The 21,360-nt window shown below is 45.3% G+C and carries 21 protein-coding genes; 11 read left to right on the top strand and 10 right to left on the bottom strand.

Annotation, left to right across the window (positions count from 1 at the left end):
* Positions 1–136: 136 nt before the first annotated feature.
* Entirely contained in the window at positions 137–1,915 is a 1,779-nt protein-coding gene (locus R7E47_RS03895; protein WP_318083779.1) for a S8 family peptidase, read from the top strand.
* Between the two features lie 13 nt (positions 1,916–1,928).
* Entirely contained in the window at positions 1,929–2,384 is a 456-nt protein-coding gene (locus tag R7E47_RS03890; protein WP_025767689.1) for a hypothetical protein, read from the top strand.
* A gap of 146 nt (positions 2,385–2,530) precedes the next feature.
* Here the strand turns inward: R7E47_RS03890 and R7E47_RS03885 are convergent, their stop codons facing one another.
* The 3 genes from R7E47_RS03885 to R7E47_RS03875 form a co-directional block, all read right to left on the bottom strand.
* Positions 2,531–3,460, bottom strand: a complete 930-nt coding sequence (locus tag R7E47_RS03885; RefSeq protein WP_017820241.1) for an SRPBCC family protein — start codon at positions 3,458–3,460, stop codon at positions 2,531–2,533.
* A gap of 137 nt (positions 3,461–3,597) precedes the next feature.
* Positions 3,598–4,839, bottom strand: a complete 1,242-nt coding sequence (locus R7E47_RS03880; RefSeq protein WP_017634216.1) for a sensor histidine kinase — start codon at positions 4,837–4,839, stop codon at positions 3,598–3,600.
* Entirely contained in the window at positions 4,811–5,479 is a 669-nt protein-coding gene (locus R7E47_RS03875; RefSeq protein WP_025998582.1) for a response regulator transcription factor, read from the bottom strand. The genes R7E47_RS03880 and R7E47_RS03875 overlap by 29 nt, the downstream gene beginning before the upstream one ends.
* 89 nt (positions 5,480–5,568) lie before the next feature.
* On the opposite strand from R7E47_RS03875, the gene R7E47_RS03870 reads away from it, so the two are divergent.
* A complete protein-coding gene (locus R7E47_RS03870; RefSeq protein ID WP_104976574.1) occupies positions 5,569–6,768 on the top strand; it encodes a DUF5666 domain-containing protein in 1,200 nt (399 codons plus the stop codon).
* 149 nt (positions 6,769–6,917) lie between these two features.
* Entirely contained in the window at positions 6,918–7,214 is a 297-nt protein-coding gene (locus R7E47_RS03865; RefSeq protein ID WP_017634219.1) for a hypothetical protein, read from the top strand.
* A 96-nt stretch (positions 7,215–7,310) separates the two neighbouring features.
* Here R7E47_RS03865 and R7E47_RS03860 read toward each other — a convergent pair whose 3' ends face one another.
* A complete protein-coding gene (locus tag R7E47_RS03860; RefSeq protein WP_017634220.1) occupies positions 7,311–8,360 on the bottom strand; it encodes a hypothetical protein in 1,050 nt (349 codons plus the stop codon).
* 439 nt (positions 8,361–8,799) lie between these two features.
* Here R7E47_RS03860 and R7E47_RS03855 point away from each other — a divergent pair, with 439 nt between their 5' ends.
* Both R7E47_RS03855 and R7E47_RS03850 read left to right on the top strand, forming a co-directional pair.
* On the top strand, positions 8,800–9,261 hold the full coding sequence (locus R7E47_RS03855; protein ID WP_318083777.1) for a hypothetical protein: 462 nt from the start codon (positions 8,800–8,802) through the stop codon (positions 9,259–9,261).
* 93 nt (positions 9,262–9,354) lie between these two features.
* A complete protein-coding gene (locus R7E47_RS03850; protein ID WP_318083775.1) occupies positions 9,355–9,828 on the top strand; it encodes a copper chaperone PCu(A)C in 474 nt (157 codons plus the stop codon).
* 339 nt (positions 9,829–10,167) lie between these two features.
* On the opposite strand, the gene yegD is transcribed toward R7E47_RS03850, so the two are convergent.
* From yegD to R7E47_RS03830, 4 genes are all read right to left on the bottom strand, one after another.
* Positions 10,168–11,520 carry a molecular chaperone gene (gene yegD / locus R7E47_RS03845; RefSeq protein WP_005375838.1) on the bottom strand — a complete coding sequence of 451 codons (1,353 nt, stop codon included), beginning with the start codon at positions 11,518–11,520 and terminating at the stop codon, positions 10,168–10,170.
* Between the two features lie 121 nt (positions 11,521–11,641).
* A complete protein-coding gene (locus R7E47_RS03840; protein ID WP_005375837.1) occupies positions 11,642–12,265 on the bottom strand; it encodes a hypothetical protein in 624 nt (207 codons plus the stop codon).
* Between the two features lie 324 nt (positions 12,266–12,589).
* Positions 12,590–12,910: a DOPA 4,5-dioxygenase family protein gene (locus R7E47_RS03835; protein WP_115386690.1), complete on the bottom strand. Its 321-nt coding sequence runs from the start codon at positions 12,908–12,910 to the stop codon at positions 12,590–12,592.
* Positions 12,911–13,306: 396 nt separating this feature from the next.
* Positions 13,307–13,501 carry a hypothetical protein gene (locus R7E47_RS03830; RefSeq protein WP_147289583.1) on the bottom strand — a complete coding sequence of 65 codons (195 nt, stop codon included), beginning with the start codon at positions 13,499–13,501 and terminating at the stop codon, positions 13,307–13,309.
* Positions 13,502–13,566: 65 nt separating this feature from the next.
* On the opposite strand from R7E47_RS03830, the gene pdhA reads away from it, so the two are divergent.
* The 3 genes from pdhA to R7E47_RS03815 are packed head-to-tail and all read left to right on the top strand — an operon-like array spanning position 13,567 to position 16,782.
* Positions 13,567–14,661: a pyruvate dehydrogenase (acetyl-transferring) E1 component subunit alpha gene (gene pdhA, locus R7E47_RS03825; protein WP_025998586.1), complete on the top strand. Its 1,095-nt coding sequence runs from the start codon at positions 13,567–13,569 to the stop codon at positions 14,659–14,661.
* On the top strand, positions 14,654–15,637 hold the full coding sequence (locus R7E47_RS03820) for an alpha-ketoacid dehydrogenase subunit beta (RefSeq protein ID WP_042521051.1): 984 nt from the start codon (positions 14,654–14,656) through the stop codon (positions 15,635–15,637). Before pdhA ends, R7E47_RS03820 begins: the two co-directional genes overlap by 8 nt.
* Entirely contained in the window at positions 15,634–16,782 is a 1,149-nt protein-coding gene (locus R7E47_RS03815) for a dihydrolipoamide acetyltransferase family protein (RefSeq protein WP_285386096.1), read from the top strand. The genes R7E47_RS03820 and R7E47_RS03815 overlap by 4 nt, the downstream gene beginning before the upstream one ends.
* 67 nt (positions 16,783–16,849) lie before the next feature.
* Here R7E47_RS03815 and R7E47_RS03810 read toward each other — a convergent pair whose 3' ends face one another.
* Positions 16,850–17,815, bottom strand: a complete 966-nt coding sequence (locus R7E47_RS03810) for an electron transfer flavoprotein subunit alpha/FixB family protein (protein WP_005375829.1) — start codon at positions 17,813–17,815, stop codon at positions 16,850–16,852.
* A 137-nt stretch (positions 17,816–17,952) separates the two neighbouring features.
* On the opposite strand from R7E47_RS03810, the gene R7E47_RS03805 reads away from it, so the two are divergent.
* Positions 17,953–19,614 carry an electron transfer flavoprotein-ubiquinone oxidoreductase gene (locus R7E47_RS03805; RefSeq protein WP_054701352.1) on the top strand — a complete coding sequence of 554 codons (1,662 nt, stop codon included), beginning with the start codon at positions 17,953–17,955 and terminating at the stop codon, positions 19,612–19,614.
* A gap of 59 nt (positions 19,615–19,673) precedes the next feature.
* Here the strand turns inward: R7E47_RS03805 and R7E47_RS03800 are convergent, their stop codons facing one another.
* Positions 19,674–20,558 (bottom strand): LysR family transcriptional regulator, encoded by an 885-nt coding sequence (locus R7E47_RS03800; RefSeq protein WP_042521059.1) that lies wholly within the window; start codon positions 20,556–20,558, stop codon positions 19,674–19,676.
* A gap of 117 nt (positions 20,559–20,675) precedes the next feature.
* On the opposite strand from R7E47_RS03800, the gene R7E47_RS03795 reads away from it, so the two are divergent.
* Complete coding sequence (locus R7E47_RS03795; protein WP_170893282.1) at positions 20,676–21,347, top strand: type 1 glutamine amidotransferase domain-containing protein; 672 nt, start codon at positions 20,676–20,678, stop codon at positions 21,345–21,347.
* Positions 21,348–21,360 lie beyond the last annotated feature (13 nt).

The raw sequence follows: 21,360 nt of genomic DNA, 5'->3' as shown, positions 1-21,360 counted from the left end.
TTGTCCATCGAACTTTTAATGTAAACAAGTTGTAAATGGTTTTCGTCCTTATTCTTTGTCGTTAGCTTTGTTTGTTCCTGTTAGCGGAATATGAAACAGGAACTAAAAAATTCCAAACAAAGACATGAGGTCAAAAATGGAAATACGCATTAATCGCCTATTTGCTGCTATGTTGGCAGTAGGCATTGCACCTGCCGTCTCGGCGTTTGATCCACTCTATTCTGAACAATGGCACTTAGACAACACGGGGCAAACTGCGTTTGCGGCTAATCCTGCTGTTGCTGGGAACGACTTAAACACTAGGCTCACTCAGGCAATGGGGATTGCAGGTGTTGGTGTGAAAGTTGCCGTCATTGATTCTGGAGTGCAGATCGATCACCCCGACCTTGCAGGTAATATAGTTACAGGTAGCAGAAACTTCGTCGAAGACTCTTCATTCCCACCAAGTTATCCGGTTGATACTAATGGTCATGGCACTGCTGTAGCCGGTTTGATTAGCGCCGTCGGCAACAACGGTGAAGGCGGACGCGGTGTCGCTTCTCACTCTTCCCTCATCGGTTTTAACTGGTTAGCCAACCAGACATTAGAAGGCTGGTTAATCTCCCATGGCATGGACCCAGCAACACGCGATGTTCGCGTATTTAACCAAAGTTACGGTTTCAGCCCTATAAACCCGATTACTTTTGATGAAAGCGACCCTCAACTAAAACTTGAAATGGACGTGATGAAAAACGTCAGCGAGAGTAACGCCTGGGGTCGAGGTGCTGTATTTGTAAAGTCAGCAGGTAATGGTTACCGCTATTTCAATGCAGGGCGATTCTTCGTATTGCCAAGTAACTTCTTTGCCGGTGGAGACAATCAAGGCTTACCGATGCACAACTCTGCTCAGTCTTATGATAACGCCAATTACTTCAATTTAGTCACTAGTGCACTGCGAGCGGATGGTACGAGAGCGAGTTACTCATCGGTGGGTTCGAACGTGTGGGTTGCAGCACCAGCAGGTGAATATGGGCAAGATTTCCCTGCTATGGTCACCACTGATTTAATGGGTTGTGAAGAAGGGCAAAATACCAGTGAAGGCCTTGGCATTAATGGGTTACACGGCGGAACGGAGCTCGATCCGAACTGTAACTATACCAGTACGATGAACGGAACCTCATCGGCTGCGCCAAACACATCGGGTGCCATCGCGGCAATAATGTCAACCAACCACGCACTTTCTGCTCGTGATGTACGTGCTTTATTAGCGGAGACAGCAAAAGTAACGGATAAAGCGCATCCAGGCGTACAGCTTGAATTTACTAACCATAAAGGCGAACAGGTTAGCTACGAGGCCATTGCCCCTTGGCAGAAAAACGCAGCAGGCGTAGATTTCCATACTTTTTATGGCTTCGGCGCTGTAGATTTAGATGAAGCGATGCAACGTGCTCGTATGACGAATCGTGTTTTACCAGCTCAAGTCATTACACCATGGGTTAATAGCGCTACAGAAGTAAGTGTACCCGATGCAAGTCTAGTTGGTGGTTCTTCAAATATCGCCATTGCCGATGAGCTGACAGTAGAATCGGTTCAAGTGACATTGACATTGGACCACGCTCGTCTGCCCGACTTAGCTATCGAGCTCATTTCGCCATCAGGGACTCGTTCCGTTTTGCAAACACCGCGCAATGGTCTTGTTGGTCAATCTCTTGATCCAACGATTACAGGCTACAAAGATCAATTAATGTTGTCTAACCAATTTTATGGCGAAGATGCAAAAGGCGAATGGACGTTGCGAGCAATAGATACGAACGGCGATGAAGTCTATTCTTACATTGCATATTTCAACTCTTCCACCATCTATGACATTCCGATGGCAAACAACGCTCAGCCCGGTGTTATTAAGAACTGGTCGATGCGCATATTTGGACACTAAAGGAGTCAATAACATGAAATACAAATCATTTTCTATGCTGGCTCTCGTTATCATGACGTCGAGTGTATACGCTGAGCAACAGCTCTCTCAACAACCTGCACCAGAACTGTTTGTGCCATCAGAAGCGGTTGAGATTAATGGCCAAGATTATCGAAAAGTGCAAACTGGCACTGTTAGAACCCTATCTGAAGACGTAAAACTTCAAGCGGGTGATGAGGTGTTTAAGAATGCGTTTAGTAACGTATCCAAAGCCACTGGACTGGTTTATATCACCGTAAACAATCCTAACGAAGCGAAAGCAGTCGCCAAAGAGTTAAAATTAGAAGTTATCTTCGCAGAGGGGGAATCAGCGGTGTTAAAAGCATCTCAAGATCAAGATCTACTAAGTATTAGCGACTACCTAAACGCAGACAGCCGGGTAAAAGCGTCTAAAATTGAACTAAACAGCGGTAAATACCGTGCACAATAATTCTCTAACAAGAGAAGTTGGCCTGTAAAACCATGCCTCAGCGATTGCTGAGGCATTTTTATGGGTAGGAACAGATAGGCTATTATTCTTTAATAACATTTCGCATAACCAGTATGATACCTAAACACCCTACTCGCCTGCGCCTGTCATTTCTTAAACAAAATAATTTCCGTTCTTAGCTCTTCTTCCGTGGTTTCCTTCGGGCTATTCAGATAGCGTTCGATTCCTAAAGGACTGGTTTTGACTTTCATACCACTCTGACGAACCAAGTTCATCGCTAAAGCCCATGCATTTCCCAAAAACTGATATTCACCTCGGTGTTCAACGACAAATGTTTCACTCTCAGGAATGGTACCGGTAACCGCCCCTTGAGGCGCTGGTACTGAGTTATGAAGAGGAAAGCAAGTGATAAACTCGAATGTACCTTTCTGCATATCCATCGACTGGTAATAACAAAACAATTCACCATTCACGGATAGGGTTTCGTCACTAATTAACTGTTCTAGTTGCTGAACATGCTTCTCAATTACCGAACCTAATTCCTGCAAGCTAGCCACACCCTTGATCCCAATGTAATGAATTTGAGGCAACGTTCGGTTACCTATTTCGACTAAGTCTGAATGCACTCTTCCGGTTTCAAGCTTACTTTTGAGCATGCGTAACCCACGTTGATAATCCATCTCTATCATCGACTTAAACATACTTTTCAGAAAGAACAGATACCAAGGGACGCGAGATTGCATTTGCCATTCGACTAAACAGCCATTTTGTGACGGCGTCACGATTAGAGTCACCTTTCCATGGCTCTTGATTGGGCGAAAGAAATGTAGCTCCATATCTAATCGATGCTCTTGAGTACTTTCCAGTACAATCGCGCCAGTCCCAATACGCTGACCATTCCATTGATAACCAGCTCCAACGTGGCCCTGATTATCACTGAATGTCAGCTCGCAGCTTGGTTCAAGAATGATCCATGGTGACCAGCTGGGCCAGTTATTGAAGTTCTTGAGATAGCCAATAATTTCACTTTGATTCTTATTAATTTCAATACTTCGGCTGACCTGATAAGAGAGCATAACGGTTCCTCGAGTTTCCGCTTCACTAACTTCAGTCTAATTCAAATTCCAGTTTTTTCTTGTTTGACTACGGGTTAGATGCGTACGACAAGAAAAATCCAGAGCGTTAATTCTCACTTGAATCAATACGCGCAAAGCTAAGAGCAGAACTCCACTTTTGCACTAAATCGAACACCATCATCGTCCAGTACTAACGCCCACCCCATCCGTTCACATATTCGTTGTACGATAACAAGCCCACAACCATAACCAGCGTTGTACGTCTCGTTGCCATCGTGACGGTTTAGGATCTTAAGCGCATGACCTTTCAACTCAATTTCAATATCTCCCACACTATAGCTAAAGGCGTTTTTAATCAGATTGTTGATAACAATGGTCACAAAACTCTCTGGTGCCTTCACTACACCACTATGTTGTTCGTGCAAAGCGTAGTTCGAATCTTGCTTGGCAAATAAAGGAGCCAGCTCTTCCAGTTGTTTTTGTAAACAAGTAAGAAGCTGATGCTCTCCGTAATGTTGAGGCTCTATTTTCTCTTTACCAAGTAAGAGAAACGCTTCTGTCAGTACACGCATCTCGTCACAAGCTGACTGCATCCTCGTGATGGCTTTTTGCGCAACTCGAGGTTGATCAGGAAGACGCGTCAGAATGTCTGTTGAGCCTTTAATCACCATGATTGGCGTTCTCAACTCATGCGATGCAAAACGGCTAAATTCTTGTTCTCGTTTGAAATAGCCCGCGATATCGTTCTTATTATCCAGCAAAGTCTGCTCTATCTGGCGTGTTTCGCTGAACTTAGTTTCAACTTGGAAAGCGGGTTGATCCGGTGACATTTGGCTAATTTTGTCTTCAATTTGCGCTAATGGCCGAGACAATATTCGCACCATGTAAATGCCATACCCAACCATGACAAATGAAAACAAACCACCGAGCAGCAGCGTAAACTGATGCAGCGAGCTTTCGTATTCGTCCAAGTAATCATCTGAGTCATCTTGAAATACAATGTACATAAGCCCCTTCCCTGAGGGGTGGTTCAATACAACAAAGTGTTTGTCTTCTTCACCAAGCAGGTATTCGTAAAAACCAGGTGAAGTAAAAGAGAGCAACCAATCGGGTGTCGGTGCTTCACTCCAATATGAGTTGAATTCCAATACGTTTGGCAATGGCGCATCCCAGCCCTGTTTCTCGAAATTCTCACTATAAAGCGCAGCTTCAGTATCTAGCCAGTGATGTAAACTCAGCACTTCCAGTTTGTTTTCTGCCACATAAATCAGCGACCAAAAAAGAGTAAACATCACAAACGTCATGACCCCAAAACCCCAACGGATCTTGCGATAAATGCTTGGATATTCGTTATGCTTTAAGTCGGTAACCTTGTCCATGAATAGTCTCTAATCGTGATTCTTCAAAACCTTTGTCTAGCGCGGTTCTTAAACCGTAAATATGGCTACGAAGTGCATCACTTCCGGGTGGTTCGTCTCCCCACACACTATCGATCACTTCTGTGCGCGTGACCGCTGCTGGAGCACGTTGGAGGAGCAATTTTAAAATTTTAGTTTGAATTCGACTCAGCTTAATTTCTTTGTCTTTTCTCGTTACTTTTCCTGTCCGCGCATCTAAACAAATATCTGCAAATTTGAGCGTTCCGATATCTTGTCTTGGACCACGATTAGCCAAAGCATGAACACGCAAACTGAGCTCTTCCATCGCAAATGGCTTCATTAAATAATCATCTCCCCCCGCTTTAAAAGCCGCGATTTTGTCCTCTAGCGTATCTTTTGCCGTTAGGAAGAGAATTGGCGTTCCACATAACTTATCTTGTCGAAGCTTCTGTACCGTACTGATGCCATCGAGCTTCGGCATCATGATATCCATGATGATTACATCGTAATGATTTTCCTCGATTAACTTAATCGCAGCCTCTCCATGAAACGCACAATCGATAATCATGCCTTCTAGCTCAAGATAGTCTGCAATCGTCTCCGAGACGTTATGGTTGTCATCTACAATTAAAATTTTCATAAAATCACATTTCTTCACGATCTCTTCACGATATGCCCAATAAGATACAGGCAATTTCCTAAACTCGCTCGTAAATTGAGGTTAATACAATGAAAAAACTCGCTCTTATTTCTGTAGTAGGTTTGGCATTGTCTGGTTGTGGTGGTTCAGGTGGTGGCAGCAATAGCGATAGCACATCAACTCAACCAGCAGTGAAACCAAGTGTAGCGATTGGCTCTGTTGAAGCGGTCAACGCTGAAGAAAGCACGTTAACCGTCAATGGACATACGTATCGTGTGTCTGAGGTGGTTTATGACGACACACAAGTGCAACTGGCCGATGTAAAACCAAAAATGGTGGTTCGCGTGGGGTCAGATATTCGGCAAGCTTCGAATAATGGCGTCCGAGTCACACTTGAACCAACCATTACAGGACGTGTCACAGCGATTGATCATGTGAAGAAAACATTTACGGTAAACGGCGTAGATCTGCAGTTTGACGGTTTAAGTGATGATATAGAGGTCAACGACTGGGTGATGGTGTCATCATTGCCAACTGCTGATGCGGGTTATCGAGTGTTGTCTGTGGTCGAAATCGACGTAGATAACGATTACCCAGCCCTTGGAAGCTACTACGAACTGGAAGGTCGCATTACTAGTACCGATGAAAATGCTGGCACGTTTGAGCTTGGTACAAATATAACCGTATCTTACGACAACATTAGCCAACTTAGCATCGGCCAATGGGTGGAAGTAGAAGGTGAAATGCAAAACGGTATCTTCATGGCACATGAGGTACAAGTTGAAGACTACGACGATCTAAAAAATGACAGCGATGTGGAAGGTATCGTGACTTGGGTTGCCAAGGATTATAGTGAGTTCTCTCTAAACTACCGAGGAGCATTCTTCATCGATAACGCAACACGATTTGAAGACGGCAGCAAAGCGAACCTAAAACAAGGCCAAGAAGTGGAAGTAACGTCTGTCATGAAAAATGGCAAACGCATCGCTACCGTTATTGAGTTTGAGCAACCAGACTTTGACGATAACAACCAATGGCAAGGTAAAGAATTTGAATGTGAAGGATACGTATCAAACTACGATGCTGAAGCAAGAACATTTGAAATCGAGCGTTGCGAAAACGACGCAGATCAATTGCTAAACAACACGACCGTTGTGATTGATGCACAAACACGCTTCCAAGGCATCGAAGAACTTAACCTAAATGGTGCTCGTGTCGAAGTCGAAGGTGTGATCATTAACGACCAAAATATTGCCCGTGAAGTGGAGTTAGACGTTTACGACAACTAATCCCTTCTACGCTTAAGAAAAAGTGTCACTTCGATGGCACTTTTTCTTTTTACCTTACTTTGCTTCCCAAGCTCAAACCAACAAATTCTCAGCCAAAACCTTTTCTCTCCGTTACACTTTACCTATGTTTCACAACATTGGTGACAACTATGAAAAAACGCAACCTCATTTTGTTAATCTTGTTTTTTGGTTCAGCCACGAGCTTAGCTAGCGTGATGGATCCTGACTGCGATGCAGAAAAGGCAGCTAAAGCCGCTGCGACAAAAGCCGTGGTTGGTGTTGGGGGGCGCTGTACGCCTAAAGAGGCACTGAAAGATACCGCAGTTGATGCAGGAAAAGACAAATTGCCAGATGAAGGGATGGCGGGTAAAGCTGTTGATGCAATGACACCGGAAAAAGAGAAGAAAACGGTGAAAGACGTAACCAAAAAGCTCAATAAAGATTGATACGCTTTCTTGTAGTTAACTTTAATAGCGAAACTCCCCCCTCCCAAAAAAAAGAGCGCCGATTGACGCTCTTTCCGAACTTTAATAGATAACCAATTATGCGGTCTCTGCTTCACCTATCCAATGATAATGGTGGTTGGCTTTTTTCCCCACTAAACCGAGCTCTGCCAATTCTTCAAATACCTTGTCTACCTCTTCCGCAGACAGCCTAAACTGTTTAGCAACGGCTTTTTTGGTGCACGTAATTTGATGCGTTTTAAGTGCATCGCTAACTTGCTCTAACAAGGTTTTCGGTTCCTTTGGTTCTTCTGGCTCCGGCGCAGCTGGTATTTCTTGCTCTTCTTCCTCTTTTATATGAGGAAGATAACCCGCAGGCGCTGGGTCTATATCGCGAACTGTTTTCAATATCATGCCCTCATTTCTGCGATAGAAATATCGGAACCGTTGCTCTTCACCAATCAAGCCAACAAAAAATGCAGCAAAGAAGTCCAAAAGAATCGAAAGAAATACAACCAAGCCAAGCTGAGCTTGCTGAGAGGTAGTACCAAATGCGTTGGCTAGGCTATCAATCAAACCAATCACTGAGCCTTGCGTAACCGGCGGTAAACTATCACGCTCCATAGCCAAGCGTTGCTGCTCTTCACGTAAGGTTTTGTTTTGATCCTGAATGCGAGTTACACCAGTCGCGATACGCTCCATCTCGATGTATTTCTGCGCTGCCATATTGTTGAGCTCAATCTGCTTATCGATTGCCGCAATCTGACGATTAAACGCTTCCACTTTCGCCTGCTCTACCGAAATATGACTTTGTGCACTATTGGTTGCACTATTAATCCCGCCAATACTACCGCCAATGGAAATCGCAGCTAAAACTAAATAAAACACGAGAGCGGTTGCTGCTCCTGTGTAGTTGCGATGGGCTCGGCGCTCACCGTATTCATACCAAGCGTAAAATTTACCCGCTTCAAAAATGATCGCTAAACCACCAAATAAGGTTTGCATCATCGGGTTTTCGTCGATAGACAAAAATAGCAATAGAGAAAAAATAGTCGATGCTAAAATCGCAGCACCGGTGAATGCATATACACTCACCATGGCAAATCGACCTTTAGGGTATCGATATCCAATCTGTTGTTCGTATTTCATTTGAGAAATTTCTTAAGATTAATCGCCCCTCCGACTAAGTAGGACGGACGTTTCTGGCATGTACAAAGGAGCGCAGAATACCGTATCCTTTATTAAATTACTGTCATAATTCCGTTAATGGAAAACAAGTGAAGATTCGGTGTGCATTTTGAATCGATATCAGCCAAATCTAGCACGTAAAAACACCACCACGACACCCACTAACCGAAGCTTCAGTGACATATAAGAGAGATTAATTCGGTATCTTCAGAAGCGACTAAGCAAGACTGACAAGTTGAATTGGAGGTTGTGAATGTCAGCCGAATCAAGAAATTAAAGCGTTAAAAATAGGCAACAAAACAAATAATGCACACTTGCATCACCTTTTAGTAAACTGATAATTACATTGTTTGGTTAATTTGTTAGTATCCCGCGCCGAAGAAGATAAGCACTCAATTGTATGGAAAACACTCTAATACAGCACAAACACCATCGCTTGCACGCTATTGCGGTTATTATCGCGGTGTTGTTTCAGTTGTATTTAGCGTCCACAGCCGCTCTTAATCCTACACAAGTTCACAGCACAACTTGGCTCAACAAAGTCCAAAGTGAAAAGGTTTTACTGTGTACCGCAGATGGTTTCAAATGGGTGGATATCAATACGTTGATTGAGGCTAACGCTCAATCTTCTTCTAAGCTCATCCAAGATCTTAACTTACACGACGGCTTTCAGTTTGAATGTCCGCTTCTTCAAGCTGTTCAATTCTTTCTTCTGGTTGCGATTGGGCTTTACCTGACAACCATCCATTGGCTGCGCCGAGTAAAGTATGCACTGACGACTTATCATTTTTCAAAATGCGATAAGTTCGTTTACAAACACATCGCGCCTAAGCAATCTCCGCCGAGTGTTTTTCCTGCCTAACAGGCATCTAATCATTGACAACTTTATTCAAAAATAACGATGACTCTGTTTGTTGTCCATTCAGAGAAGCTATTCATTCAAAAGGAAAAACACATGCTTAAATCATTTAAAACCGCCGCTATCGCGCTTATTGCTGTCATCGCTAGCCCACTGAGTTTAGCGCACGATTATGAAGCAGGAAAAATTCATATCGACCATCCATGGAGCCGCGAAGCGCCACCAAACGCACCTGTTATCGGTGGTTTTTTTCAATTAACCAACCACGGTGACAGTGAAGATGCATTGATCGCAGCAGAAAGCCCAATCGCAGGGCATGTCGAAATTCACACGCACAAGAAAGAAGATGGTGTGATGAAAATGATTAAGATTGACGAAGTGCGCGTTCCAGCCAATGACTCAGTGTTGTTTAAGCCAGGCAGCTTCCATTTAATGATTTTCAATCCAACACAAACTCTTAAAGAGGGTGACCGCTTCCCTATGACATTAACCTTTAAAAACGCAGGTAAGGTTGAAGTGGAAATGGCGGTTGAGAAACAAGGCCAGATGGAAAAACACATGCATCATTAATGACGCAAACAAAAGTGCCCGCTGATTTAGCGGGCATTTTTATCTCAGCTTAGTCAAAATCATTATCCAACAGGTCCTAACTCGACTCTTCAGAACAATGGTGATGAATAACGCTTGGCGAAACGGCGTCATATATCATAACAGCGTGCTCGGGCAAGAGATTCTAAATCACGCTCGTTCCTCGCTATTCAGAATGACCTTGAAAGACTTAAGATCCTAAAAAGGTTCCCTACCCGCTTAAAACTCAACCTCTCGACAAAGTTATCCAACCATCACTTGGCAAGCCTAAATGAAATCATAAGTTTGGCAACAAAGACCCACGGTTAATCGGCTTTCTTTCTACTTGAAACAAACCTCAGCCCAACGAGCTAAGCCGGCAGTTACTGAGCCAAAATAGTTTCCACTGACAACCGGAATACTTGGCAGTACGGTTTGCACCGCATCGCGCAAGATTGGCGAGCGTGCCGAACCTCCAGTCATAAAGATAGCATCGGGTTTAACTCCAGCTTGCTCTACCGCTTCTGTCACCAACGCCGTCATTTTATTCTTTGGCGACTGGATCGCTTCGATCATTTCGTCACGTTGTACATCAACTTCAATCGTTTCTGATAGTAAGTTGATGCCAGTTCGGTAAGAAGCTTGTTCTGAAAGTGCCACTTTTGCCTCTTCGGCACGGCGAACAATGTTGTAGCCTAAAGACTCATGATACACCTCTAGCAAACGAGCAAGTTTTTCTGGCTCTTGAGCCTGCTTTTGAAGCAACTTTAACGCTGATAGGTTCTCTCGCGAATAGAAGTCACTCTGCGCTTCTACATTATTGATTGCTATCGGGTTCCAGAATTGGGTAGTCGGCATCACAATGCCTGACTCCATTTTACTTCCCATGCCAAAAGGGAACATGAGCTGCTTAAATGCTAGCGCGATATCAAGATCATTCCCGCCGACACGCTGGCCACTGTGAGCTAACAAGCTTGCGGTCCTATCTGCTTTGCCGCGCCAAGACGGTCCCATTTGGATCAACGAACAGTCCGTTGTACCACCGCCAATATCGACTACTAGAATGATTTTATCTTCGCTGAGTGTCGCTTCATACTCTAGGCCCGCCGCGACAGGCTCAAACTGAAACTCCACATTTTGGAAGCCCGCACGTTTCGCTGCCCGCAACAAAATGCGTTCAGCCTGAATGTTAGCCGTTTCACCGCCACGCCCGTGAAAGTTAATTGGTCTGCCGATCACAGCATCGGTAATACTTTGCTGCGCATCGTTTTCGGCTTGAGACTTAATATTGTCCATCATCGCGCAGACAAGGTCTTCGAAGAAAGCCAATTGCACATCACGCAAGCCAGATGCACCAAGAAAAGACTTCGGCGATTTCACATAATAGATATCGCGAGGATCTTCCAAATAGAGATTAAGTGCAGCCTGACCAAACGCGATGTCGTCGGATTCTAAGTCAATACTTTCTTCTCGGTTTAAATTGATTGCCCGGCGTAAAACCTGCTCACCAACTTGATCTAATGGTTTAATATCTCGATGGCGAAATAAATGCTCGGATACCGATTCACGAGTCGGTGCAGCAAGGGTGGAAGGAATAAAAGGGCTGTTTCCTTCTAGATTAAGCAGTACTGGATCACCCGATTCCATTTTAGCCACTGAACAGTTTGCAGTACCATAGTCAAAGCCGATAAACATTGTTTCTCCCACTGTCCCACTGATTAGTGGCCTTTTGACCGTTAAAAAGCTGGCAATGCTAACTTAATGGCATAAGAATTACTATCCCAAAATCAAGTGTAATTTAACGTGGAAAACCTATCTAAGGTACACTACTTTCTCTTTTTGCAGATGGCACAACAACCGCTACCAGTAAAGCTAACAACAGGAACACGGGGCTAAGCATTAATCCATGCCAGATTGAATACCCATCATGGAACAGCCAGAATATACCAAGCGTCAGTAGGTACGAAAAGTAGCTGCAAAACACCAAGCTAATCGCGACAAAGCGCTTTTGATTAATAATAAGAATCCGCACTAGATACTGGCTAAGAATACCAGAGCAGCGCATGGCAAGTTGCCAATTAATGATAAAGAAAGCAAGCGCAATAAACCCAGCTACGACCAGTGCATCATGCGTACTTAAAATGAAGTAGCTACCAAATCGGCTTATGATGACCGGATAATCGCCTTCGTATATCGTTGACCAAGATATTGCGTTCGCTGCTGCTACGTAATTGGCAAAATAAGCAATGGCGTAGAAAGTTGTTTGAGAACTGAACGGCTGAAATACATCCGTACAAAATCCTCGCCACTCTTCTTTGTTGGCGGTAGGCCCAACCCAGTCACGCTTTTTTTGGGCGGTACGCCCGGCAAACTCAGGCCCGTTGCGAAACAACAGCCAAAATATATAGAGTGCAAGTATAACCAAGAGTATTGAAAACATACCCTTCCCCCTCAGAAATTATCGGCGCCACTGCCAATGGCGTTGGGGTCGTAAACTGCACTTCCCTGCTATACCTATTTGATTTATCAAAGACTTATTATTTTATTACCACCAAAATTCATTCAACGGCATACTATACAGCGACATTTTCACGCTTTGTGTGAAGTTCGAAAGCCTACTTTTAGGTTTAGCACAAAAATAGCTACAGCAAAGCGTAAGAGAGGGATTCCGCACCCATCAATGAAGATGAGGCGTTAAGCAGAAGCTGTGACCGCAATGAGAAGAGAAGGATTCAAAGCGGCCATGCATGGGCAAGAGGAGCAACTATTTCTCTAACTTTTCTTCAAATACACCAATCTCTCTGCCCAACCAAATCGCGTGTTCTGTGTGATCGAGCAACTCTTCTTCGCTTACTGGGTGAATAAGCACAGAAAAATCGCCTCGAATCGTATCAAGCCACGCCAAGAACTCTTCACTCAATGATTCTAGGTGAATTTCAAACATCGGCATCTTGTGTGGGCCAACTAACCTTCCAACTAATGGAAACACACGCAGCACATCTTGACGCTCTTGACGGATGATCTCGTTCAAGGCTTGCGCTTTATCTTGTTCTCTTAGGGGAAAATAAACATGAGCGTGGTACATAACTTCTCCATAATCACTTCCACTTGAGCACCACCTACTTTGGATAAGCTCAAGGACTGCCGAGGGTATACATTTGTAATGCCGTCACCCTACCTTGATTCCACTCAGTTGGGAAGAAGTTATGCATTCTCATAAGGTCGAGGCTTCGAGCACAACAAAAATTTGCAATTCATCATATAGCAACTGTTTGAGTTGATTCATTAATAATGACTCACTTTGTCAAATTTTACAGCCAAATTTTGTTGCAAATATGTTTCATTAACCAGTAATTAAATTCGAGTTTAAAAATACCACCAACAAAATAGCAGCATATTACTCTGCAAAATCAGGGTGTAAGCAAAACTTTACTACTGAGCGAAAGTCAAAATGAAGCATAATTTAACAATTTGTTTACACTTATTGTATCTGGCTATACCACGATTTAGTTAGAGGGTTAGATACAGAAAAGCCTTTCTCTGTATCTTGCGGTGAAATATTCGCAGCGATGTTATCGACAAATAGTTTAAGGGACGAACAGATGCCTACCGCTATCGAAAGCACACGCAACCTTAGGTATGGCCTTTGCGCTGATATCAGAGTTTGAGTACCCATACAAACTCTGGTTTTGTATGAACAGCTGCAGTCCAAAAGACCCGCAGCGTCAAAAGGAGCTTGAGATGAACGTTCAGGCATTACCCATGCATCGGTTTATCGACCATCGTGGGGACCTAGTCGGCCAACTACCCAACTGGGCTGACACTGAAACATTGGTCGGGTTTTACCGAGATATGGTATTAACTCGCACTTACGACAACAAAGCAGTTGCCTTGCAACGCACCGGTAAGCTAGGGACCTATCCCTCACACTTAGGCGCGGAAGCCATAGGCATTGCGGTCGGCAGAGCACTTAAAGCCGATGATGTGTTTGTCCCTTACTACCGCGATATGCCTGCGATGTGGTGTCGTGGCATTGGCATGGAAAAGAACCTTCAATACTGGGGTGGCGATGAGCGCGGGAGTGATTTTGCTCCTGAAGGCAGTCCGGTTCCTAGCCGAGACCTTCCCTACTGTGTACCCATAGCGACGCAATGTACGCATGCTGTCGGGGTGGCTTCCGCGCTAAAAATTCAAGGTAACCATGAAGCTGCGCTAGTCATGTGCGGCGATGGTGGTACATCCAAAGGGGACTTTCTTGAGTCAATAAACTGCGCAGGTACTTGGAATATTCCACTTGTTTTCGTCGTAAACAATAACCAGTGGGCAATTTCAGTGCCGCGTAGTCTCCAATGTGCCGCCGATTTCTTATCAGAAAAAGCGCAAGGTGCAGGTATACCGGGTATTACTGTCGATGGTAACGATGTCGTCGCCGTTTATGATGCAACTAAAACCGCCCTTGAGAGAGCAAGAAAAGGGAAAGGCGCAACACTCATCGAAGCGGTGAGTTACCGACTGAGTGACCACACTACGGCCGATGATGCGACTCGTTATCGTAAAGAAGATGATGTTCAAACCGCATGGCAATACGAACCTATCGCACGTCTTAAAACGTATCTCCTTAATCAAGGCGCTTGGAGCGACGAACAAGAACAGCAATGGCTAGATTACTGTAAAGAGCAAGTAGAGTTAGCTGTTGAACGCTATCTGAGCTTACCGCCACAAGCACCAGAAACCGGTTTCGATTATTTGTATGAATCGCTACCTCAAGAGCTTCATGCACAAAGAGATGAACTCATCAACAAGGCAATGAGAATGCAGGGAGGCAGACATGGCTGAGCTAACGTTGGTTGAAGCAGTAAACCTTGCCCTGCACCACGAAATGCAACAAGACCCCAATGTTGTCGTATTAGGTGAAGACGTGGGCGATAATGGTGGTGTATTTCGTGCCACTGTTGGACTCAAGCAAGAGTTTGGTCTTAAACGAGTCATCGATACGCCACTCGCTGAAGCCTTAATCGGCGGGGTTGCGGTCGGTATGGCAACGCAAGGATTACGACCTGTCGCCGAATTTCAGTTTCAAGGTTTCGTTTTTCCTGCGATGGAGCACTTAATGTGCCACGCGGCTCGAATGCGTAACAGAACTCGCGGTCGGCTCACTTGTCCCGCGGTTTTTCGTGCGCCATTTGGCGGCGGTATCCACGCTCCGGAACACCACTCAGAAAGCGTGGAAGCGCTATTTGCTCACACTGCTGGATTTAAAGTGGTGATTCCTTCTTCTCCACAACGCGCATACGGCTTACTTCTCGCTGCAATTAGAAGCAATGATCCCGTCATGTTCTTCGAACCGAAGCGCATATATCGCACCGTTAAATCTGAAGTCGTTGATAACGGCGAAGCACTCCCACTCGACACCTGCTTCACCTTGCGTAAGGGGCGAGATATCACGCTCGTTACTTGGGGCGCATGCGTCGTAGAGTCACTTCAGGCCGCGCAAACCTTGTCTAGTCAGGGGATTGAAGTCGAGGTGATTGATTTGGCGAGTATTAAGCCAATTGATACCGCGACGATTTTCAGCTCACTAGAAAAAACTGGACGTTTACTCGTTGTTCATGAAGCGAGTAAAACTTGTGGTGTGGGCTCTGAGCTATTAGCTCGAACCGCTGAACATGCCATGTGCTTACTTAAAGCCCCACCTAAACGAGTAACTGGAATGGACACCATTATGCCTTATTACCGTAACGAAGATTATTTCATGGTTCAGAAAGAAGACATTGTGACCGCAGCGCGCGAACTCGTGGAGGATTGGAAATGAAGACGTTTAACTTACCCGATCTCGGCGAAGGCCTCGCTGAATCAGAAATTGTAAAATGGCACGTTAATGTCGGTGACATGGTTAAATTAGATCAAGTGATCTTAACCGTAGAGACAGCAAAAGCGACGGTCGACGTCCCTGCCCCCTATTCGGGCCGTGTGGTCAGCCGTCATGGTGAGGAAGGTGAAATCGTCAATATTGGTGCATTACTGCTAGAGATTGATGAAACAGGTGCCGGGAGAGAAGTAACGGCAGAGAAAAAAGCCACTGCTGACGCCGCAACCGTCGTCGGTAGCGTTTCTCACCAAGCGCATCATGTTAACGTTGATGATTTCTGGATTGGTGGCAACCACAACACGACAGAAAGTAACCTCGTTACCGCCCTGCCTTCGGCTCGCTTGTTGGCACAAAAACTTGGGGTAGATCTTAACCTCGTGTCAGGTAGTGGCCCGAACGGACTTATCGTTGATACCGATATTTACGACGAAGCCGGAAAACAGCGTCCAGGCACCGAAGTTTTGAAAGGTGCTCGACGTACCATGGTATCGTCTATGACCGAATCGCACGAACATGTTGCTGCCGTAACCATTACGGAAGAAGCGTTGTTGGAAGATTGGCTGCCAAACGAAGATATCAGTATCCGCCTTGTTCAAGCGATTGTTCATGCGTGTCAAGAAGAGCCTGCTTTAAACGCTTGGTTTGATGCCGAAACCATGACACGCTGTGTACACACAACGGTCAATGTAGGAATTGCAGTAGATAGCCGTCATGGATTGTACGTACCAGTCTTGCGCCACGCAGATGAATACGAGCCACAAGATGTTCGTCGTTGGCTCGATCAAACCGTTGAAGGGATCAGAGAGAGAAAAATCGGTCGTGAGCAATTGCAGCACGCGACGATTACGCTTTCCAACTTCGGCGCGATTGCCGGTATTTACGCAACACCTGTCGTCACACCGCCACAAGTCGCTATTGTCGGCGCGGGCCGAATACTCGACCGAGTAGTGATAAGAAACGGTCAAGCAATTTCGGTGAAAGCAATGCCGCTATCCGTAACGTTTGATCATCGCGCTTGTACTGGTGGTGAAGCTGCAAGGTTTACGAAAGTACTTGCAGAGCACCTGCAACGTCCGAGCGAAAAGTAACTTATAAAAATCAAATGATAAAGGCTTCCAATTTGGAAGCCTTTTGTTTTAGGGAACAAGACTATATCTACAGCTTCTCTAACAGCTCAGGCATTACCACAAACAAATCGCCGACCAATCCATAATCTGCAATGTCAAAAATAGGCGCATCAGGATCGCTATTAATTGCAACAATCACCTTGGAATCTTTCATTCCCGCCAAATGCTGGATCGCGCCAGAAATTCCGACGGCAATGTATAACTCCGGTGCAACAATTTTGCCGGTTTGCCCAACTTGATGGTCATTAGACACATAGCCCGCATCGACCGCCGCTCGTGACGCCCCTACCGCTCCACCTAGCTTGTCAGCCAATTGTTCTACTAAAACAAACTTCTCTTTACTCCCGAATGCACGCCCCCCCGACACCACTACTCTAGCCGCTGGCAATTCTGGTCGCTCACTTTCTGGCGTTTGTTGCGAAACAAACTCACTAAGTTTATTGATAATCACCGTGTCGACTTGAGTAAGCTTAGGGACAACTGGCGTGTCAGATAGCTCTGCGGCATCAAAAGCCGTACTTCTTATGGTCATCACTTTATAGGGATCATTCGACGTGACTCTCGCCAATGCATTTCCAGCATAAATTGGACGAATCACCGTATCGATAGACTCGATTGTCATCACGTCAGAAAGTTGACCAACATTAAGCAACGCCGCCACACGAGGCATCACATTCTTACCAAATGTACTGGCAGGAGAAAGAATGTGTGAGTAGTTTTTGGCTACTTGTGAGATCAAAGGTGCGATATTTTCCGCTAATCCATGTTCATATCCCTTCGCATCAACCCAGATAATTTCTGCAACACCTTGAACACAATTCAACTCATCCAAAACTGATTGGCACTGATAACCAATAAGCAACACAGAAACAGGAAGCGATTTATCATCATCCTTAATCTCAAATGCCGCTTTAATTGCACACAGCGTCCCTACAGCCAACGATTGGTTGTCATGCTCTGCGAGCACAAGTGTTGCTAATGGTCGGTCTTCCATGGTCATGCCTCATATAACACGTCAGATCCATTACTTGAGCTTAGCCCACTTCACGTTAACGTCAACTGAGCTATAGTTTTCTGTATAGAAACCAAAACCTGTCACGCAGATGACGATAATAGAAAGGAAGCATAAAGATGGAACGAGAATGCATGGAGTTTGATGTCGTGATCGTGGGGGCCGGACCCGCAGGCTTAAGCGCCGCTTGTCGGCTAGCTCAACTCAACCAAGACAGTGAAGGTGACGCACTTTCAATTTGCGTTGTAGAAAAAGGCTCAGAAGTGGGCGCACATATTTTATCTGGCGCTGTTTTTGAAACTAGTGCCTTAGATGAGCTTTTCCCCGACTGGAAAGAAATGGAGGCCCCGCTAGCAGCCTCGGTTCAACGAGATAATTTCCTTTATCTTACTACTGAACAAAACCATATTCGAGTTCCTCACATCCTTACACCGCGTCCAATGATAAATGGCGAGAATAATTACGTAATTAGCCTTGCCAACCTTTGCCGTTGGCTCGCTAACCAAGCAGAAAATCTTGGGGTGGAAGTTTTTCCGGGCTTTGCCGCTGCAAGCATCAATTATGATCAGACTGGCGCCGTGACAGGCATTAACACGAGCGATATGGGACTAGATAAGAACGGCCAGGCCAAACCTAACTTTGAACCAGGTATCGAGCTAAGGGCAAAATACACCCTTTTTGCTGAAGGTTGTCGCGGACATCTGGGTAAAGAACTTATTCAAAGGTTCGACCTAGACGCAGGAAAGCAACCACAGCACTACGCGCTTGGCCTAAAAGAGATATGGGAGTTACCCACTGACAGTAAGGATGTATCTGGCAGTGTTATCCACTCCGCTGGCTGGCCCTTGAGTGAAACAAATACCACAGGCGGCGGTTTTCTCTATCACATGGAGAACAACCAAATCGCCGTCGGGCTTATTGTCGACTTGAATTACAGCAATCCTTACTTGAGTCCGTTTGACGAATTTCAACGCTTTAAGCACCATCCTGCTATTGAACCACATTTGAAAGGTGCTCAGCGCATCGCTTACGGCGCAAGAGCCATTGCGAAAGGTGGACTTTCCTCTCTGCCGAGACAGCAATTCCCTGGCGGTTTATTGATTGGTTGTGATGCGGGGACTTTGAACGTTGCTAAAATTAAAGGCAGCCACACAGCAATGAAATCCGGAATCATTGCAGCAGAAGCGGTACATACGGCCCGACAAACTGGAGCTTCTGAGCCAGACTACCAGTCGTTGTTTGAACCATCATGGTTGTATGACGAACTCGCTGAAACGCGTAACTTTGGTGCGAACATTCATAAGTTTGGCAGCATACTGGGCGGTGCTCTTTCGACTTTTGAACACAACCTGTGGCAACCACTGGTTAAGAAGCCGTTACCTTGGTCTATCAAGGACTATTCGCACGATCATGAGCAGTTAAAACCTAAACAAGAGTGCCACCCAATTGCATACCCAAAACCAGATGGTGAAATCAGTTTTGATAAGCCTTCGTCGGTATTTTTGTCGGGAACACAGCACGAAGAGAATCAACCTTGTCACCTTGTTCTGACTTACCCTCACATTCCAATTGATGTGAATTTAGGTATGTATGACGAACCGAGTCAGCGCTATTGCCCCGCTGGGGTTTACGAAGTGGTGGAAGTGGACAATAAGTTGAAGTTTCAGATAAATGCCGCCAACTGCGTTCATTGCAAAACCTGTGACATCAAAGATCCTTCGCAAAACATCACGTGGAAAGCACCAGAAGGTGGCGGCGGACCAAGCTATCAAAACATGTAGATACGTTAGTATGTTGACGATCTAACAAATGGATAAACAAACCGATTGGCAGAGCCTCATTACTCCTGCCAATCGACAAAATGATCAAGCAAGAAGTCGATAGCCAATCGCGCTCGTAGTGGTAGAAAGTGACGATTCTGATAAACAATCCAGCTGCTGTTGCCGCTTCCCCAATACGGCTCTAGTATTGGCACCAAACGACCAGACGAAATAGCATCGTTGAAACTACTCTTCGGTAAGTACGCCACACCTAATCCTTCTGCACAGGCTTGCAAGACCGTGTGTGCGTTATTGCTCTTCCATCTGCCCTGCACTTTTACGCCATCTAAAGGCTTGCCGTCTTTTTCAAACAACCAAACGTCCTTATTGGCAATAATGCAGCTATGACGCTTGAGTTGCTCTGGGTGCGTTGGCAAACCATGTTCATCGAGATAACGCTGACTGGCTGCCGCTGCCATGGGACGATCCACCAGCTTTCTCGCAACCAAGCCTGAATCACTCAACCTGCCGTAACGAATGGCAAAATCGAAACCATCTTCAATAAAGTTGACCATGCTGGTGTTGAAGTTAATTTCAACCGTGAGATTAGGATGTTGCTTGGCAAACGCCATCAAGGCAGGCGCTACATGGTTCTCAGAAAACGCACCAGCGGCACTCACACGTAACGTACCACTCAATTGAGTTTGCTGCGTGGTGAGTTGCTCATTGGCTTGCTGAAGCCCAATCACCAACTCTTTACACTGTTGATAATACGCTTGCCCCGCTTCCGTTAGACTCACCATTCTTGTCGAACGTGCTAACAAAGCGACACCTAATCGCTCTTCTAGTCTTGTGACTTGGCGACTGACGTGACTGGTACTGCAACCTAACTGTTTTGCCGCTGCAGAAAACCCTAAGCTCTCAGCAACCGTAACAAACTCATTGATGCCTTCAAAACTGTCCATACTTACCTTTGCTATATAGCAATAATGTTTTGCCAATTAATCGTATTATCACTTATTTGTTTAGCAATTAGTATGAAGGTGTTCAACAAATACACGTAAGCCAAAAAGGAAACCATCATGAAGAAAGTACTCATCATTGTGACGAACCATGCGACCCTTGGTGAAACTGACCAAGCAAACGGAACTTACGCGCCAGAGCTCACTCATGCCCTTAGCGAACTACTGGGTGCAGGCTTCGATTACGACATTGCCTCTATCAAAGGCGGGCAAGCACCACTGTACGGAACCGACATCGAAGGTGACGCAATAAACGAGAAAATCTTGGCGGATGATGATTTCCAGAACCGCATCAATAACACGATTCCAGTGTCACAAATCAACGGTGACAACTATGATGCGATCTTCTATCCGGGTGGTTTTGGTCTTCTTTCAGACCTAGCGAGCAACGAAGATTTTGCCAAGATTTCTGCAAAACACTATGAAGATGGCGGTATTGTTGCAGCAGTTTGTCATGGTCCGGGCGCTCTTCTTCCTATCACGCTTAGCAATGGCGAAAAGCTGCTTGCGTCTAAATCAGTAACAGGTTTCACTCGCGAAGAAGAGATCGACTTCGGCACCATCAACGATATCCCATTCCTATTGGAAGAATCTCTTGCACGCAGCGCAGCGCGCTACTCTAAAGTGCAACCATGGCAAGAGTTTGTAATTGTGGATGATCGTGTCATCACAGGTCAAAACCCAACGAGCGCACACGGCGTAGGCAGAGCGATTGTTGAACACCTAGCTTAAACGCGCCGGAAAC

This window comes from Vibrio sp. Vb1026 (assembly GCF_033338745.1).
Classification (GTDB): Bacteria; Pseudomonadota; Gammaproteobacteria; order Enterobacterales; family Vibrionaceae; genus Vibrio; species Vibrio alginolyticus.
The sequence above is the reverse complement of the archived record's forward strand: the minus strand, read 5'-3'. Positions and strand labels throughout refer to the sequence as shown.

Coding starts and splice junctions, on each gene's coding strand:
- R7E47_RS03895 (WP_318083779.1), top strand. CDS start 137: ATGGAAATACGCATTAATCGCCTATTTGCTGCTATGTTGGCAGTAGGC.
- R7E47_RS03890 (WP_025767689.1), top strand. CDS start 1,929: ATGAAATACAAATCATTTTCTATGCTGGCTCTCGTTATCATGACGTCG.
- R7E47_RS03885 (WP_017820241.1), bottom strand. CDS start 3,460: ATGCTCTCTTATCAGGTCAGCCGAAGTATTGAAATTAATAAGAATCAA.
- R7E47_RS03880 (WP_017634216.1), bottom strand. CDS start 4,839: ATGGACAAGGTTACCGACTTAAAGCATAACGAATATCCAAGCATTTAT.
- R7E47_RS03875 (WP_025998582.1), bottom strand. CDS start 5,479: ATGAAAATTTTAATTGTAGATGACAACCATAACGTCTCGGAGACGATT.
- R7E47_RS03870 (WP_104976574.1), top strand. CDS start 5,569: ATGAAAAAACTCGCTCTTATTTCTGTAGTAGGTTTGGCATTGTCTGGT.
- R7E47_RS03865 (WP_017634219.1), top strand. CDS start 6,918: ATGAAAAAACGCAACCTCATTTTGTTAATCTTGTTTTTTGGTTCAGCC.
- R7E47_RS03860 (WP_017634220.1), bottom strand. CDS start 8,360: ATGAAATACGAACAACAGATTGGATATCGATACCCTAAAGGTCGATTT.
- R7E47_RS03855 (WP_318083777.1), top strand. CDS start 8,800: ATGGAAAACACTCTAATACAGCACAAACACCATCGCTTGCACGCTATT.
- R7E47_RS03850 (WP_318083775.1), top strand. CDS start 9,355: ATGCTTAAATCATTTAAAACCGCCGCTATCGCGCTTATTGCTGTCATC.
- yegD (WP_005375838.1), bottom strand. CDS start 11,520: ATGTTTATCGGCTTTGACTATGGTACTGCAAACTGTTCAGTGGCTAAA.
- R7E47_RS03840 (WP_005375837.1), bottom strand. CDS start 12,265: ATGTTTTCAATACTCTTGGTTATACTTGCACTCTATATATTTTGGCTG.
- R7E47_RS03835 (WP_115386690.1), bottom strand. CDS start 12,910: ATGTACCACGCTCATGTTTATTTTCCCCTAAGAGAACAAGATAAAGCG.
- R7E47_RS03830 (WP_147289583.1), bottom strand. CDS start 13,501: ATGGGTACTCAAACTCTGATATCAGCGCAAAGGCCATACCTAAGGTTG.
- pdhA (WP_025998586.1), top strand. CDS start 13,567: ATGAACGTTCAGGCATTACCCATGCATCGGTTTATCGACCATCGTGGG.
- R7E47_RS03820 (WP_042521051.1), top strand. CDS start 14,654: ATGGCTGAGCTAACGTTGGTTGAAGCAGTAAACCTTGCCCTGCACCAC.
- R7E47_RS03815 (WP_285386096.1), top strand. CDS start 15,634: ATGAAGACGTTTAACTTACCCGATCTCGGCGAAGGCCTCGCTGAATCA.
- R7E47_RS03810 (WP_005375829.1), bottom strand. CDS start 17,815: ATGGAAGACCGACCATTAGCAACACTTGTGCTCGCAGAGCATGACAAC.
- R7E47_RS03805 (WP_054701352.1), top strand. CDS start 17,953: ATGGAACGAGAATGCATGGAGTTTGATGTCGTGATCGTGGGGGCCGGA.
- R7E47_RS03800 (WP_042521059.1), bottom strand. CDS start 20,558: ATGGACAGTTTTGAAGGCATCAATGAGTTTGTTACGGTTGCTGAGAGC.
- R7E47_RS03795 (WP_170893282.1), top strand. CDS start 20,676: ATGAAGAAAGTACTCATCATTGTGACGAACCATGCGACCCTTGGTGAA.